Below are 14,726 nucleotides of genomic sequence, written 5' to 3' on the forward strand. Positions count from 1 at the left end.
ACCGCATCTCATACCATACCACTTTTTATACAGTCGAATAACAAGAAATCAACATTTATGGAGCAACTTTTATATTATTATGTAATGTCGATAATAAGGTTTTTTCATAATCTTTAAGTACTGACTATTATAAATAAAAAAAGGCAAAGTTGATTTCAGGCAAGGAATGGTTTATTCGATGTGATGAAAACTGTAAATAACACGTGTGGTATAATTGTAATAAAGTCAAACCTTCATTTACATACAAAGGGGCGGTGCTATTTGCAAAGAAAAATTTTTACGTATTTATCAATAATTTTCTTGTTTTTAACATTTCTTATTGGATTGGCTCCTCAATATATTCTGGGAATTGGCATAACAATTCCATTTATTTTAGGAATTTCAGGACTAATATTTGCTATTTTAGGGATAAAGGGACCCACTCGTATGATTTTAGTTGTCCTTAATTCGTTTATATTAGTAGTGTTTATCGGGATTTATCTAATGGCTTTTTATGGATTTAATAAACCTTAAAAGAAGCAAAGTTTATCTTTAAAAGTCAGAATGATAGGAATTTTATGATAGTCTACAAAGAATAGCTATACTAAATAGCATATAATTTCGTTTTATAGGTTTAATTTATATTTCCTGAAAAAAATTTAAAAATGCAGTTTAAATCTCCAGTTGTATTTCACTTTACATAGTAATGAAGCACATCATACTAAATGTTGCTTCAAATACTTTAAAAGGGAGAGAAAACAATGACTGAAAAACAAACTAAATCAGGAATTAAAGAGTTATCGAAAAATGAGGTTAACAATTTAGTTGAAAAAGCATTGGCAAATGAAAGTGTGCAGACGCTTATCAACAACTCACTAAATCATTACCCTGCTATTAAAGCTAAGTATACTGATCTTCGAGCTTTAATAACACAATCATTAGGCGGAGAATTTACTAAAGGAACTACCCCTGTACAAGTTCTTACTTTAGTTATGGAAGAACTTCAGACAGTAATTACTTTTACTGTCGAAAACGCAGAATTTAAAGCTGTTTCGCATTTCCATGGTCATTCAAGTGTTATCGAAGTTACACAATCTGTTGGAGTAAATTTATTCCCAATTGTAACTATTAAGATTAATGGAGAGTATTTCGATTATGAATGGCACACAAACCCATTATATGATGTCAATGAATTACGTTCTTCTACACAAAATAATGAACTTAATCTAATGTGGTCAAATTGTACTATCTGTACTACTGTTTGTGACACTATCCAAGGTTTAGGATGTACCTTAGCTGGTACAGCAGCTTGTATGGTAGCTTGTGCTCCAATCGGTACTGTAGCGTGTCCATTTATTTGTGCAGCTGTTTTTGGATTAGTGTGCCTTAGCGAAAATAAGATCACATGTGGACCAGGTTGTAAATCATTAGGGTTTTGCTAAATAGAAATAACAAGTTATAAAGTTAATATCTCCCCACCAATAATGTTATAATTAAAATAGGAGGGGAGATTCTTGTTAGCCTATAAGAGAATAATTATAATACATTTACTTATTATGTTTTCTAGCATTTTTATTAGTTTTCAGATAAAAGGTATATGGATAGGATTACTTATATTTTTATTGGTGTATGCTTCTCTTTTTTGGTTGTTTATTGGACTACCTTATGCATTTCAAACAAAGTCGAAGTTTTTCGAAAGGTATTGGAATTGGTTAGTAAAAGGTGGGAAAATTGGTCCAAAAAGCTAAAGATTTATTCTTTAATATTGCTTAATAATAGTAACAGAATACTCAATTTTATAAGAGAAATATTAAATTTAATCTACTTCCGAAAATGTTAGACTTTTACTAACATTTCAGGGGTAGATTTTTGTTTAATATTGAGCGAATTTCTCCTTTTTATTTATTATCATCTTCCTTCTAACACTTTATTATTTAAAAGGAGATGACAAAATGAAATATGAAATCATTTTAGAGCGGGTAAAAGTGGTCAAGTTGTTTAAAGTTTTAAATGCAGTTCCTGATAATTTAGATAAGATTCGAGCAAGGGAATTGTGGCAAGAAACAGATCAAGGTTCAGGATCTGTTATTGCTGTATTAGATAGTGGTGTTCAGGTTGACCACCCGAGTTTAAAGGACAATATTATTGATGGCTATAATTTCACAGATGATGATGAAGGTAATCCTTCAATATTTAAAGATTATCTTGGACATGGTACACATGTATCTGGAATTCTAGCTGCTGTTGATAATGGCAAGGGAATCACAGGTATTGCGCCAAAAAGTAAACTTCTTATATTAAAAGTAATAAATCGCAAAGGAAGAGGAAGCTTTGAGAGTTTGATTAAGGCAATTATGTATGCCGTTACTTGGACTGGACCTAATGGAGAAAAAGTAAACATTATTAATATGTCACTCGGCAGCCCAGAACCAAATGAAGAATTGCATAAAGCCATAAAATATGCCCGTTCAAAAGGTATCGTATTAGTAGCCGCTGCTGGTAATCAAGGCGATGGAGAAAGCGCAACTATCGAAATATCATACCCTGGTTTTTACAAGGAAGTAATTCAAGTCGGCTCTATCTCTGAAACAGACACGCCTTCAAAATTTTCTAATACGAATGTTAATTTAGATTTTGTAGGGCCTGGTGAAAATATATTATCTACGCATTTAAACAGTGATTATGTAGAATTGACAGGAACCTCTATGGCAGCTCCATTTGTTGCCGGTGCAGCTGCACTTATCATAAAAATAATCAAACATTGTGAACCCCATTTGATTCCAATGTATGTATATGACTACTTATTAACTCATGCTCTTTCATTGGACCGTTTCTCCATTAATCAGGTAGGAAATGGTTTTATTCAATTGAAATAAATTTGTGGAGGCATCCATCATTGTAACAATGGCAATTTAATTACTTCCATAACCCTCACAACATGCTAAATTAACTGTAATTTGTATATGTAAGGCACTGAATATTTGTTGGTAAGAGCATTAATCCGAAATGACGGCAGCACTCTTTTTAAAAAGTGCTGCCGTGTGACTTACCTGTTTATCTGCATACCATATATGTAAGAACAAATATGCAGATGGGGGGATTTTATGGAGCTTATATTGACCATTTTTCTTATGCTAGATATTCCATACAATTATTTTCACCATTCATTCCCCATTATGATTGAATACTTGGGGAATCTTGGATTTTGGCTGGCAGTCCCATTATCGGTACTTACTATCTTGCTAAGTCTATGGTTACTTATAAAAAAAGTAGGCATTGTTAGCTCTTTACTTATTCTTTTTATTACAGGGATTCTTTTATTCCTTGCTTTATTTTCATTATTCCATTGCTACTTATCATAATAAATTGAAGCCTTTGAAGGTGGATACTTCAAAGGCTTTTTAGTTTCTTTAGAAGTACAGCACCATATAATCCTCATCAAAATATTGCTGTCCTATTTTTAAGGCATTTCGCTCTGTTCCAAAAACGTGAAAGCCTAACGATGTATATAATCCTTTTGCTGATACATTGGAAGAAACTACTGTTAAATTAATTTGCTCGACGTCTACGAGTGTCTTTGCTTGATTGATGATCTCTATCATTAGTTGTTTTCCTATGCCCAATCCTCGTTTTTTTGAAGAAACATAAACGGCAAAAATGCTCGCTTTATGCTTTAGCTTCACTTTATTTGCTTGCACCAATGTTGCCACACCGAGTAAATCCTCCTGGTTAAATGCCCCAAATGTAAATGTTCCCTGTCCTTCGAGCCTACTTGCAAACGACTCAATTGACAAATCCATTTCTTCCTCGAAGCTAGCGCCAAAAGCTTCCGGATTTGTTTGCAATCCCTCTAATCTTAAATCTCTATACACCTCAGCATCTGCTGCTGTTAATTGTCTAATTTCCATGCCTTTCCCTCCTATCGACTTTTCCTATTTATCGACCATAACGATTAGCATTTGATGTACTTTTTCCACAACAATCCTTAAAATGGAAATAAAGGAGCTAAAAATCTATGAAATCTACTAGCATGGCAAAACATTTTCTTACGTTACAGGTGCAACGACAACATTATCTACCAGCTATTCATTCACTTTCACAGGAAGAATTTTGGCGAGTAACACGTGAGGGAAAATGGTCCATAGGTGACCACTTTTATCACCTTTATTTGATTCTCAAAATGCTCCACACAGTAACCAAATATTCTTTATACCTATCGCCTATCGCTAAAATCCGAAGAAACAAGCCATTCTCTACTGAAATACATGATATTTATGAAGAATATCAATCCAAAAAAGGACAAGGAATGCGAGCACCAGGTATTTTAGTTCCACCTAAGAAAATAAGCTTTGTATTAAACAGTTATGCTATCGAGCAATTACTTATCAACGAGACACTTGCTTTGCAAAAGTTAGTACAAAATATAGACGAGGATGTTGCTGGGCACATTGTTTTTCCCGATCCCATTGCACATTATCCTAATCTTATTCAAGCTATTCATTTGTTGGCTATTCATGAGAGGCATCACTTTAAGATGATGGAAGGACTTTTAGGAGGAAAGAATTTGAACGGTACAATTAAGGAAATCAAATAGAGCCAATTTGATTTTATGCCCATCAAAACTGGCTCTGGATTTTTCAGTATAGCAACTTTGTCATGGAAAAATTTCATTAGGAAACGCTACGAGCTCTTTGTTCTAGAACTACACTTAAAATTCCAAACAATAACAGTAATAGGACACCCATTAATGTAATAGTTGACCATTGTAGTCTTGTATCGAATAGCTGAAAAAAGAAGGTAAATACAGGAATAAAGCACAATGACATCATGACTAAAAATACTTCACAATATTGAATACCCTTCTGTAATAAATACATTGGTATCAATACACCGATGACTGTCATCAATAAAATCCAACCAATGTTTTCAAGCAAATAAGTAAATATGACATCGTATGTAGCGATAAATGATAGCAAAATGATCCCATAAAATCTTTTCGATAAAATCATCGAGCTTGTCCATCCTAATTGACTGAGCTGCTTAGAATAGACTGTACATAATACTGCACCAAGTCCACACAATATGCTCGCTCCGACACCTAAAATACTTGATTGGTCCCATGTTTGTACAGCCGATTTCCCTGTAAAAATAGCACCAATCAGTAATAGACTAGCTACAAATATGCCAATTGCAATACCCCACTGTGCATTTATCACTCGTTTTTTCTGCTGTATGGCAAGTAGCAATGCAAACAATGGGCCTAGTCCCATTTCAAGAGAGCTCACTATCGCTGGTTCAATATATTTTAATGCAAAGTAAAACCCCATAAAGGCTAATATGGAAGCACCGTTTAACTTCCATAAGGATGATCGTGCCTCTTTCCAGCAGGGCTCTACCTTTTGCTTACTCGTGATTAATTGAAAAAAGACAGTCGTGAGAAAAAAACTAATACCTGTGAAAAGAAATGGATGCACCCCTTGTACACGGTTCGAGTAATACACTTGGCTAATAGATGTTAAAATGGCTGACAATAGTAAACTTATTACCCCTATTGCATATAGATTACGTTTATTTTCAACTATAACTCCCATAAATTCCCCACCTGACAGCATGTCTACTCATATGCTTACTATTGCGCTGCTAGAGTAAACTTTTTTACTAGTTTCTCCAAACTGTCCTCTACACGGTGACAGTCGACAAAAAACACCCTCACTTCGGCACTTTGTTCCCCTTCATTTGTGTTAAAATAAATTTCTTTCATTTGTTCAACTTCCGTATTCAATGGATAAAGAAGATATATTTCTTTCGCGTGATATTTTTTAGCATAAGCATACATTTGATACATATCTGCCTGTGAAATGCCGTAGTTATTGTGTGGCGTGTTACTTAGCATTTTCCACTTTGTATCTAAAATAATTTTACTAGTGTCATTAGTTAACACAATATCTGGTCGTAGTGCAAATTTCCCTTGAAATAAATGATAGCCTTTATCCTGTAATTGCACCTGCCATGCTGAATCACTTAGTAGCTTTTTCAGATGAAAGCCAATATAAGACTCAAAAACTTTTTCCATGGGAAATAATAAGGCTTTAGTAAATGAATTTCCTGAAAAAGTTGTAAAGCTTTCATTATTTAAAAAAATTTTAGACCATTGCATAATCGTTTGATAATCTTTTGAGTTACGATCAATCTTTACTTGGGAAAAATCTTTACTGTAGTTTTTTGATTGCTCAATGAGTTCAAAGTGTATGAGTTGCTTACGAATTTCGTTTATATTGTCATTGCTAGTAGATTGTTTTAACAAATAAAGCAATGTAGCCTTGATTAACCGATTTTCTGCTCGATTCATTCCAAACTCATCATAGCGTGTATAGAAACGTTGACGATGAACAAGGTTATATTTTAATTGCTGTGAGAATACCATTTTTCCTTTGTATGCATTTAAGTTATCCTCCGTCGCATAATACGATGATTTAAGTCCTTTTTTAATCAGTTTTTGTACTTCTTCAATGTACAATCGAATGAAAATTTCCAATAACGTCATATGATCTGTACGAAGATTAGTCTCATTAAAGGTTTTGCTAGGAAATTCTTGTAATGACTTAAGCATTTTCAAAAATGTTTTTTTAGGGTCAATGGCTGTTTTCCCATGTATTTTGGGCAAAATTTGAATTTGTGTACCATTTTTCAATTGCACAATCCCAACATAATTTTTTGCACGAATGACCTTCCATACATGTCGCTTTGTGGAAACAGAGAAAAAATCGTATGCCTCAACATCTTCCATTTCATTACAGTGCAAAATCATATTTTCAAGCTGCTCGAAAGAATCATTGTCTAAGTATACATACTCATCTTTAAAAGCTATATTGCATGTCAGAATATCGTATTCCTTGATTTCAATTAGCCTCTTCATTCTCGACCCTTCCATATATCCCGATATAGCTTGATGGTTCCTCGAATGCACTTGCTTGAAGATGGTATTTCGTTTCTGGGAGGTCTATATCGATGTCTCGACCAAATAATCCTTTTATGCTTAATTTCTCATCCAAAATAAATCGATATTGCTGGGGTTTTAAATGATCTCCTAACACTAACTGAATCTTACTATAATCTTCATAAAAATATTCTTGGAGAAGTGGAATAATCGCATTCTTAAAAATATTAGCTAGATTTTCTAATGAACTGTCTTCTTTTAAGCTCATAAAATAGGCATGACCAATAGTATGTTCACGATCATACAGTGCTTCAATACGAGCGTTCATAACTTCCATTAGACGTTGAATATGGATATTCCCAACTTTTATATCAGCTACTGCATTCAAATTTGGCAGCATTTCAATAAAGTCAAAGCGTCTTCTAAGTGCTGTATCCATCAGTGCAATCGAACGATCTGCTGTATTCATAGTTCCCAGCAAATAGACATTTTGAGGGACACCAAAATCCTTTTTAGAATATGGAAGCTTCACATGCATTTCTTCTAGTGCTCCAATTCGTTTTGTCGGTTCAATTAGTGTAATAAGTTCACCAAAAATCTTCGATATATTGCCTCGATTAATTTCATCGATAATAAAGACATAGTTATTAGTGTTTTCTTCCACATCGATTTGATCATTTTGCGAGTATTTTAAAATTAAATTATTCACATCATTGATAGATAGTCTCCAAAGCTCATAAATTGTTTGCTGCACTAAGTTCGTCTTGCCATTTAGCTCATAAATATTTTCATAGATATCTGTGGCAATCCATTCTACTTCACGACTTCTTTTAAAATCTTCCTCTGCCTCTAACCATTCAGCCTCTCCTGTGATAATGCCGATTGCATCAATATGCTTTTGATCTCCTAAAGAAAAGACAATATCTCCAACACTCATTCCCTCATAGAAATAGTACAAGGTATCTGAAGGATATTCCCCATCCTCAATAAAATCAGTACCTTCCTCATCCCATCCTATACGTATTTGATTGTCCTTAAAGCATTCTTCCTTCAGCCAATTCTTGCCACTGCCTCCTAAAGAAATCTTCCAAACTTTTTTATTTCCTTCCATCACCTGATTATGGGCAGTTAATTTTAATTGCTGCGCTTGCTCACAAAATTCTTTAAACACGCCTGATTCAATTTTATATTGAATGCTCTCTTCTGCTTCATCGTTTAAAACAGGCTTAATTCCCTCGATAAACTCTTCATATCCATATGATTGATGAAAAGTAACGAATCGAATCTGACCTTGCTTTTTATACGCAAGATAACGTTCAAAAACATCTTGATATTCTTCTGCACATATTACCATAAATTCTTTATTTTCAATAATACTAACCGCGTAGTTCACCGTATTATAAGTTTTCCCTGTTCCTGGTGGACCGTATAGGATGGTATTGATATTACATTGACTCATTTCTGGGGAATCCTCCTCTAAACTTCATATTTCTAGCAACCTTGATTGGCAAACTATTGCTGAGGTGCCTTCTTTCAAGGAATTTATTCCCATCATAATACCATAAAATCATTCTAATTTTACTAGTTTTTTTATAATATCACCCTATTTATCTAATAAGATCATCCTAGTTTATTTAATTTTCCTTCAAAAAAAATCCGTAAAGGCCAATATGAATCTGACATTTACGAATTTTTTATCACTATTACTTATTATGGGCTTATTAACGTTTACATCAGCATGCGTAAAAACTTTTCAAAATGTACGCCTGCCTCACGAGGTACTTGCTCCTTCGAAGTAGCTTCAATTGCAGCGGCTAAAAATGTTTCTGCTAGTGTCATTGATTCCATTAAATCTTGTCCGCGCATCATGCCGCCCATTATGATGGATGCGAAGAGGTCGCCTGTGCCTGAATAGCTCTCACCATTATAGTTGCGGATATTATGAAAAGACCGCTCAGAATCGACAAACATATTCCCAACATAACGCTTGTCCGTATCCCCTACTGGTGGATTCAAACCCGTAATAATGACGTTTGCTCCAGTTGCTTGCTGTAGCTGCTGACCTGCCTCCTTAAGGGCATGAATATAATCTGTATCATTTTGATAGCTCAGTAGCCTTTCATATGATAAACCTGTAAGCAAGCAACATTCCGTAACATTTGGCGTAATAATATCAGCACACTTTACTAACGCTTTCATACGATCAAGCAATTCACCAGTAAACATTTTATAAACCTCACCATGATCACCCATTACTGGATCGACAAGCAACGTCGTCTTATTTGAGTGAAACACGTCTAAAAAGCGAAATATATTATCGATTTGCTCCTTACCTGTAACAAAGCCTGTGTGAATACCATCAAAAGTAGCTCCAAGCTTACTCCACTCATCTATGAAAGAGTCCATCTTTGATGTTAAATCTTCACAATAAAAGCTTGAATATCCTGTTTGAGCCGTTAAAATAGCTGTTGGTAGTGGGACTGCTTGCACACCCATCACAGAGAGTACAGGCATCGCAGCCGTTAACGAGCACTTTCCAAAGGACGACATATCTTGAATTACAGCAACTTTTTTCATCATACATTCCACCTAACTCATCCTGCTTTTACTCTCCTCATCGTATCACAATTAGAAAGTTGCGAAAATAACCTTAAACTGACCCTTAACTTTTTTATGAAATTGACACTTTTACAATAGTCAGTCCTTTGTTAAAGTAAAAATCATCAAAATATTCATCATAGTGAGGAAGAGACAAATGCAAAATATACAAAGGCCAACATCCTATACAAAATCACGTACAAAAACATTTGATTTAGTCATTACAGCCATTTTAGCAGCACTTGTTTTCGTTGCTACAATGTTTATCAATCTGAAGCTACCGATTGGGCAAGGGGGTCTTATCCACTTAGGAACATCTATGCTGTTTATCTCCGCTATTTTATTCGGGCCAAAAAAAGGAGCACTTGCTGGAGCTATTGGAATGGGCTTATTCGATATCGTAGGTGGCTGGTTAATTTGGGCACCCACAACCATTATTTCACGCGCATTACAAGGCTTCATTGTTGGTAAAATTGCTTGGTCAAAAGGGCATAAAGGTGATAATCTTGGGCTGAATATTTTAGGAGCAGTAGTATCAATGCCCGTGATGATTGCCGTTTACTATGTTGGGCAGGCCATTATGTTCAACAGCTGGATTGCCCCGATGGCATCCATTCCTGGAGACGTCATTCAAAACATCGTAGGCTTAGTTATCGCCATCCCAGTATGTGTTGTACTGAAGAAAACGCCATACTTCAAAAAGAATTTTTAATGAGAATACGCCATCTTGCTGTTCAATACAGTAAAGATGGCGTTTTTATGGTGTGAGATGTAGAAACAATGAATTTCAAGATAACGTGAAACTAGCTTTGATTTTTTTCATACTATAAGGTGGAGGTGGAAAAATGCCAAGAGTAAAATACCGTGATGCAGACGTTGCTTTAATGGCAAGGATGATGAGGGCAGAAGCTGAGGGTGAAGGTCAACAAGGTATGCTTTATGTGGGCAATGTCATTGTAAATCGTGCAGTGGCGTCCTGTTTAGACTTCAATGATGTAAGAACGATTGAGCAGGTTATTTACCAGGTACAAGGTGGAAACTATTCTTTTGAAGCTGTTCAAAAAGGCAATATGTTTTACCAACGAGCGAGAGAAACGGAAAAAAGATTGGCGAAACAAAACTTAGATTTTTGGCGAGAGCATCCAGCAAAATACGCACTCTGGTACTTCAATCCATATGCACCATGTCCCCCAACATGGTATGGTCAGCCGTTTACAGGACAATTTAAGAATCATTGCTTTTATGAACCTGCTCCAGATACTTGTGCCAGTGTATATATGGGATAAGGTTTTTTGACTTTTAATAACCTACATTCACAAGTTTAATAACGCACTACTACAATTCAAAGCCAAACGTGTTAATTGACTATAAATCGCCAGATGTAAAAAGGCTGAAGGAATAGATGCGAATCTAGTTCCTTCAGCCTTATGCTAGCTCTTATTTTTTAATCGTTACATATTTGCTATAAACATACCCCGACTTATTATTATAAGATATCTTATACCAGCCTTGTATTTCCTCTAAAATTGTAATTTCGGTATTCTTTGAAATTGTCCCATATACTTTTCCTGAGTTCGATGGCTTTGAACGAACATTTAAGTGATAAGCCGTAACAATCCCTTTAAGTGATTCTGGCTGAGTAATTGTTGGCTTCGATTTGTCTGGTGCTGTCTTACTTGGATTCACCGGTTTTTCTACTGGCTCATCTTTAGGTTTATTCAATGCTTTTACCAGCTTTTGATAAAATTCACCTGACGTTTTTACTCCAGTAAATTGGCTAGCATCTACTTTTGCTTTTGTTGCTAGCATTTTTATTTCTTCTTCTGTAATCAAAGCTTTGACATTAATCGATGCTATATTTGTATATTTACCATCTTCCGTTGTAGGAATGGCTAAAATATCTTTATTGATTAATTCAACAACAGCAGCACGGGCAGGCGATTTCATATCGACACCAACGATTTTCCAGTTATGTTGGATCACTGGCTCATACACACCGTTCATCTCTTCTTTTAGATATCGAATAGCTAGATTACGGATTGTACCGCCTGTTTCTCCATAGGCACTTTCTTCTTTAGAGGACCAAATCATATTAAACTTACGCCCTTCAAGTGCCTGACCTTTTGATACAAGAAAATCCATACGATAAGAGTTCATACCAAGCTTTAAATTGTCTTCCAGCTTAATTGGGGTATCATCTAATTTGCGTAGATTTTTTATTCTGTTACCTGGCTGCTCAGTTAAATCGATGTCATATTTTACATTTCCGAAATAATCATTCGTACTATATTTAGAGGAACGACGCGTTTTATCAAAACTAATCGTCACATCTCCATCTCGTGTGCTATTAAAATAGCCAACTGCCCATTCCATATAATCTTTTAAATCTTTGCCCGTTACTTCATAAACTGATACTTCTCCACCAGCAAATTGATAATTATAGGCGATATCCTTTTTCTTAATAGGACCTACATCCAATGAAGCTTTGTCATTATCAATCTGATGTGCTACCACATCTGCCTTACTATAATGCAGCATGACCTCATGGAAAAAATCTGATAAAGGTGTTTCTTGGATGTGTACAGCTGGTATACCCTTAATTTCATTTTTGGGAACAAGATTTGTTCCTTTAAGCTGTGCTACTTCGATATTAGCATCTTCACGTGCATAATCATGGTATGGCTTCAACGTTTTTTCTAGGTCTTTATCCGATTCAACAAAGGTCCCGTCTTCATTCTTTACTGGAATAGTTGAAGCATCTTTTTCTTTATGCAACAATTTCTCACCTTGGCGAGTAAATGTTAAATCAATTCGTGAAATATGTGTTCCATATTTATTAGGCTCTGTTATAAAAACACCGTTCACTTCTTCTTTATTTATCAGTACATGATTGTGTCCTGCAAAAATAGCAGCTAGTTCTGGTACGGCATTAGCCATTTCCTTCACACCCGTTCCTGGAACACCATTTTCATTTTCCAATCCCATATGCATAAGGCCAATCATGACATCTACTTTACCCTCTAATTCCTTAACTGCCTTTTTAGTCTCTTCTATCGGGTTTTTGACAACTAAACCATCAAGATGATTTGTCCCCTTCTCATACTCTGTAATCAAAGGTGTAACCATGCCAATAACCCCGATTTTAACCCCTTCACGCTCAATAATTGTATATGCAGGTAAATAGCGTTCGCCATTTTCTTTATAAACGTTCCCAGCAAGTCTTGCTCCATTAAATTGACTGGAAACTTTATCTAATACATCCAAACCAAAATTAAACTCGTGATTACCATATGTCCAAGCTTCATAGCCCATTTCATTAACAGCAACCATCATCGGTGACTGCGGCTGGTCATTAAACAATTCTGCAGAATTATCCTGTATTAAATCTCCATTTTCCAATAGGATGGTATTCGGATGATCTTTACGGATATCTTTAATAATTGTATATAATTGCGTTAAACTTCCTGTGAGATTTGGTCCATCCACTGCGTAATCCCAAGGCATAGAGCGGCCATGAATATCTGACGTAGCCAGGAGTGTAATATGAATATCTTTCTCTTCCTCTTGTGCATTGACAGGCGTTTGTGTAAAGACAATTCCTGTTGCCAGAATCAATACAGCCATACTTAGTATTGTTATAACTTGTTTCAATTGATTCATTTCCTAGTTTTCTCCCTTTTTATTCTGAATTTTAAGATTCCTAATCAGTGTAGCATTTATGGAGATGTCTAACCAGGTAAAATCTATCATAAAAGTAATATAATTTCATAAATTTAACAGATATTAGCGTGATTAAAGAGGAAAAAGCAATAGAAAATCGATATTCAACAAAAGTTTCACTCCCGTCCAATATCCCTATTTTAATAGGATTTATTTGATTCATCTGGATATGCTACAGCCACTCTCACACGTTTTTCCTTTAATAACAGGACTCCCATCAAACCAATGAAGGAGAATATAACAGGCGAAATGAAGCCATAGTAGTACCCATCACTTACATTGCCTGTGGCAGCTTGAAAGTAATCTAAAATATACCCAAAAATAATGGGTAGCAATGCGGCACTTAGAAAGCCCCCTGTATTGGCAAACCCAGAAACAATGCCTGATTCATTTAAAGGGAAAGTTTGACGAACTGCCGCAAAGGTTAAAGCACTTGCACCATAGCCAAAGCCGATGATAAAGAACAGGACAATAAGCATGAAAATGGACGGATGCCCTTTCAATAAAAGAAAGGCAAACCAACTCGCTAAAACTGCAATATGCACAACAATATAGGGTCTCTTAATCGTACCTAAACAGCCAGCAATCCAGCTCATTAAAGGTGCTCCTAGTAGTGCTCCGACTAGACCAATCATAATTAGCTGACTAGCCTCTGACCGTGACATCTCATACATATTGATCCCATATGGTACTGCCCACGAGCTAATAAAGCCAACATACCCGCCAACAACGCCAAAATGACAAAAAAATAAAGCCCATGCTTGCCTGCTTGAAAATATTCTTCGTAATAATCTGGAGCTTTTTTCACGTTGTATTTCTTCAGTTTTGAAGACTGGTTCCTTTGAAAAGATGCGTTTTGTGTTTTGTACGAGCACAAAATAAAGAAGTACACCACATAAGCATAGTAAAAGTCCTGTAGAGAAAAAGGTGATTCGCCAACCTAATAAAAGAATCAATGTAGCAAAAGGCACTGTTGCCAATAAGAAGCCTAAGCTCCCTGTCATACCTGCAAAGCCAATTAATCGTACAAACTCCTTTTTATGAAACCATTGTGCCAAAATAAGCACCATATTCACCCATATGGTGGCATCTCCTACACCAGTAAGTATTCTAGAAAAGAATAGAATGAATTCATGTGTACCTAGACTGTAAAGAATCGTTCCTATACCTGTAAGGGTGGCACCAATGATGAGGAAAAGGTTTGGCCCAAATCGGTCAGCTAGAATCCCCATTGGAATTTGCAAACTCGTGTACACAAAAAATTGAATACTCGTCAATAAGCCAATTGTCGAAGCCGTTACCCCAAAATCCTCCATCAATTGATCTGTAATTAACCCTGGAGCAGTTCGCTGACTTGCCATTAACAAATAGGTAAACAATACAGCAACAAACACAATCCATCTGTACTTATGTTGTTGTTTGTCCAATAATCACTACTCCTATTAGCTTTTATGTTATGTATATGAGTTCGAGGTCAGGATAAAACCTGCTT

14 protein-coding genes are annotated in these 14,726 nt (G+C 35.5%); 7 read left to right on the forward strand and 7 right to left on the reverse strand.

All coding sequences use genetic code 11. The features are described 5' to 3' along the window. Positions 1-261 precede the first annotated feature (261 nt). The 4 genes from CD31_RS14890 (at position 262) to CD31_RS14910 (ending at position 3,341) form a co-directional block, all read left to right on the forward strand. Positions 262-513, forward strand: coding sequence for a hypothetical protein (locus CD31_RS14890; RefSeq protein ID WP_016993735.1), 252 nt, complete (start codon positions 262-264; stop codon positions 511-513). 227 nt (positions 514-740) lie between these two features. Then, positions 741-1,421, forward strand: a complete 681-nt coding sequence (locus tag CD31_RS14895; protein ID WP_016993734.1) for a hypothetical protein — start codon at positions 741-743, stop codon at positions 1,419-1,421. Between the two features lie 510 nt (positions 1,422-1,931). Beyond that, complete coding sequence (locus CD31_RS14905; RefSeq protein WP_016993732.1) at positions 1,932-2,855, forward strand: S8 family peptidase; 924 nt, start codon at positions 1,932-1,934, stop codon at positions 2,853-2,855. A gap of 228 nt (positions 2,856-3,083) precedes the next feature. Next, a complete protein-coding gene (locus CD31_RS14910; RefSeq protein ID WP_036078686.1) occupies positions 3,084-3,341 on the forward strand; it encodes a hypothetical protein in 258 nt (85 codons plus the stop codon). Between the two features lie 48 nt (positions 3,342-3,389). Here the strand turns inward: CD31_RS14910 and CD31_RS14915 are convergent, their stop codons facing one another. Next, the gene (locus tag CD31_RS14915; protein ID WP_036078688.1) at positions 3,390-3,887 is read right to left on the reverse strand and encodes a GNAT family N-acetyltransferase; all 498 of its coding nucleotides are present in this window, start codon (positions 3,885-3,887) and stop codon (positions 3,390-3,392) included. A 107-nt stretch (positions 3,888-3,994) separates the two neighbouring features. Between CD31_RS14915 and CD31_RS14920 the strand changes: the two genes are divergently transcribed. Beyond that, positions 3,995-4,573 carry a DinB family protein gene (locus tag CD31_RS14920; RefSeq protein ID WP_036078689.1) on the forward strand — a complete coding sequence of 193 codons (579 nt, stop codon included), beginning with the start codon at positions 3,995-3,997 and terminating at the stop codon, positions 4,571-4,573. Between the two features lie 76 nt (positions 4,574-4,649). Here the strand turns inward: CD31_RS14920 and CD31_RS14925 are convergent, their stop codons facing one another. The 4 genes from CD31_RS14925 to CD31_RS14940 all read right to left on the reverse strand — a co-directional run bounded on the left by CD31_RS14925 (position 4,650) and on the right by CD31_RS14940 (position 9,493). Beyond that, positions 4,650-5,570 (reverse strand): DMT family transporter, encoded by a 921-nt coding sequence (locus CD31_RS14925; RefSeq protein ID WP_036078692.1) that lies wholly within the window; start codon positions 5,568-5,570, stop codon positions 4,650-4,652. 38 nt (positions 5,571-5,608) lie between these two features. Beyond that, the gene (locus CD31_RS14930; protein ID WP_036078694.1) at positions 5,609-6,895 is read right to left on the reverse strand and encodes an McrC family protein; all 1,287 of its coding nucleotides are present in this window, start codon (positions 6,893-6,895) and stop codon (positions 5,609-5,611) included. After that, the gene (locus tag CD31_RS24040) at positions 6,879-8,375 is read right to left on the reverse strand and encodes an McrB family protein (protein WP_052125385.1); all 1,497 of its coding nucleotides are present in this window, start codon (positions 8,373-8,375) and stop codon (positions 6,879-6,881) included. The genes CD31_RS14930 and CD31_RS24040 overlap by 17 nt, the downstream gene beginning before the upstream one ends. A gap of 269 nt (positions 8,376-8,644) precedes the next feature. Continuing rightward, positions 8,645-9,493, reverse strand: coding sequence for a pyridoxamine kinase (locus CD31_RS14940; RefSeq protein ID WP_036078696.1), 849 nt, complete (start codon positions 9,491-9,493; stop codon positions 8,645-8,647). A 178-nt stretch (positions 9,494-9,671) separates the two neighbouring features. On the opposite strand from CD31_RS14940, the gene CD31_RS14945 reads away from it, so the two are divergent. Together CD31_RS14945 and CD31_RS14950 are read left to right on the forward strand one after the other, a co-directional pair. After that, positions 9,672-10,226: an ECF transporter S component gene (locus CD31_RS14945; RefSeq protein ID WP_036078698.1), complete on the forward strand. Its 555-nt coding sequence runs from the start codon at positions 9,672-9,674 to the stop codon at positions 10,224-10,226. A gap of 133 nt (positions 10,227-10,359) precedes the next feature. After that, positions 10,360-10,800, forward strand: a complete 441-nt coding sequence (locus CD31_RS14950; RefSeq protein WP_004228176.1) for a cell wall hydrolase — start codon at positions 10,360-10,362, stop codon at positions 10,798-10,800. Positions 10,801-10,951: 151 nt separating this feature from the next. Here CD31_RS14950 and CD31_RS14955 read toward each other — a convergent pair whose 3' ends face one another. Further along, the gene (locus tag CD31_RS14955; RefSeq protein WP_036078701.1) at positions 10,952-13,174 is read right to left on the reverse strand and encodes a 5'-nucleotidase C-terminal domain-containing protein; all 2,223 of its coding nucleotides are present in this window, start codon (positions 13,172-13,174) and stop codon (positions 10,952-10,954) included. Between the two features lie 200 nt (positions 13,175-13,374). Then, on the reverse strand, positions 13,375-14,661 hold the full coding sequence (locus CD31_RS14960) for an MFS transporter (protein WP_036078703.1): 1,287 nt from the start codon (positions 14,659-14,661) through the stop codon (positions 13,375-13,377). Positions 14,662-14,726 lie beyond the last annotated feature (65 nt).

The organism is Lysinibacillus boronitolerans JCM 21713 = 10a = NBRC 103108, from assembly GCF_000772935.1.
Lineage (GTDB): Bacteria > Bacillota > Bacilli > Bacillales_A > Planococcaceae > Lysinibacillus > Lysinibacillus boronitolerans.

What these genes read in the sequence shown, in the direction of transcription:
- CD31_RS14915 (WP_036078688.1), bottom strand. Translation starts at nt 3,887, where the DNA reads ATGGAAATTAGACAATTAACAGCAGCAGATGCTGAGGTGTATAGAGAT.
- CD31_RS14940 (WP_036078696.1), bottom strand. Translation starts at nt 9,493, where the DNA reads ATGAAAAAAGTTGCTGTAATTCAAGATATGTCGTCCTTTGGAAAGTGC.
- CD31_RS14930 (WP_036078694.1), bottom strand. Translation starts at nt 6,895, where the DNA reads ATGAAGAGGCTAATTGAAATCAAGGAATACGATATTCTGACATGCAAT.
- CD31_RS14950 (WP_004228176.1), top strand. Translation starts at nt 10,360, where the DNA reads ATGCCAAGAGTAAAATACCGTGATGCAGACGTTGCTTTAATGGCAAGG.
- CD31_RS14910 (WP_036078686.1), top strand. Translation starts at nt 3,084, where the DNA reads ATGGAGCTTATATTGACCATTTTTCTTATGCTAGATATTCCATACAAT.
- CD31_RS14895 (WP_016993734.1), top strand. Translation starts at nt 741, where the DNA reads ATGACTGAAAAACAAACTAAATCAGGAATTAAAGAGTTATCGAAAAAT.
- CD31_RS14905 (WP_016993732.1), top strand. Translation starts at nt 1,932, where the DNA reads ATGAAATATGAAATCATTTTAGAGCGGGTAAAAGTGGTCAAGTTGTTT.
- CD31_RS14955 (WP_036078701.1), bottom strand. Translation starts at nt 13,174, where the DNA reads ATGAATCAATTGAAACAAGTTATAACAATACTAAGTATGGCTGTATTG.
- CD31_RS24040 (WP_052125385.1), bottom strand. Translation starts at nt 8,375, where the DNA reads ATGAGTCAATGTAATATCAATACCATCCTATACGGTCCACCAGGAACA.
- CD31_RS14925 (WP_036078692.1), bottom strand. Translation starts at nt 5,570, where the DNA reads ATGGGAGTTATAGTTGAAAATAAACGTAATCTATATGCAATAGGGGTA.
- CD31_RS14920 (WP_036078689.1), top strand. Translation starts at nt 3,995, where the DNA reads ATGAAATCTACTAGCATGGCAAAACATTTTCTTACGTTACAGGTGCAA.
- CD31_RS14945 (WP_036078698.1), top strand. Translation starts at nt 9,672, where the DNA reads ATGCAAAATATACAAAGGCCAACATCCTATACAAAATCACGTACAAAA.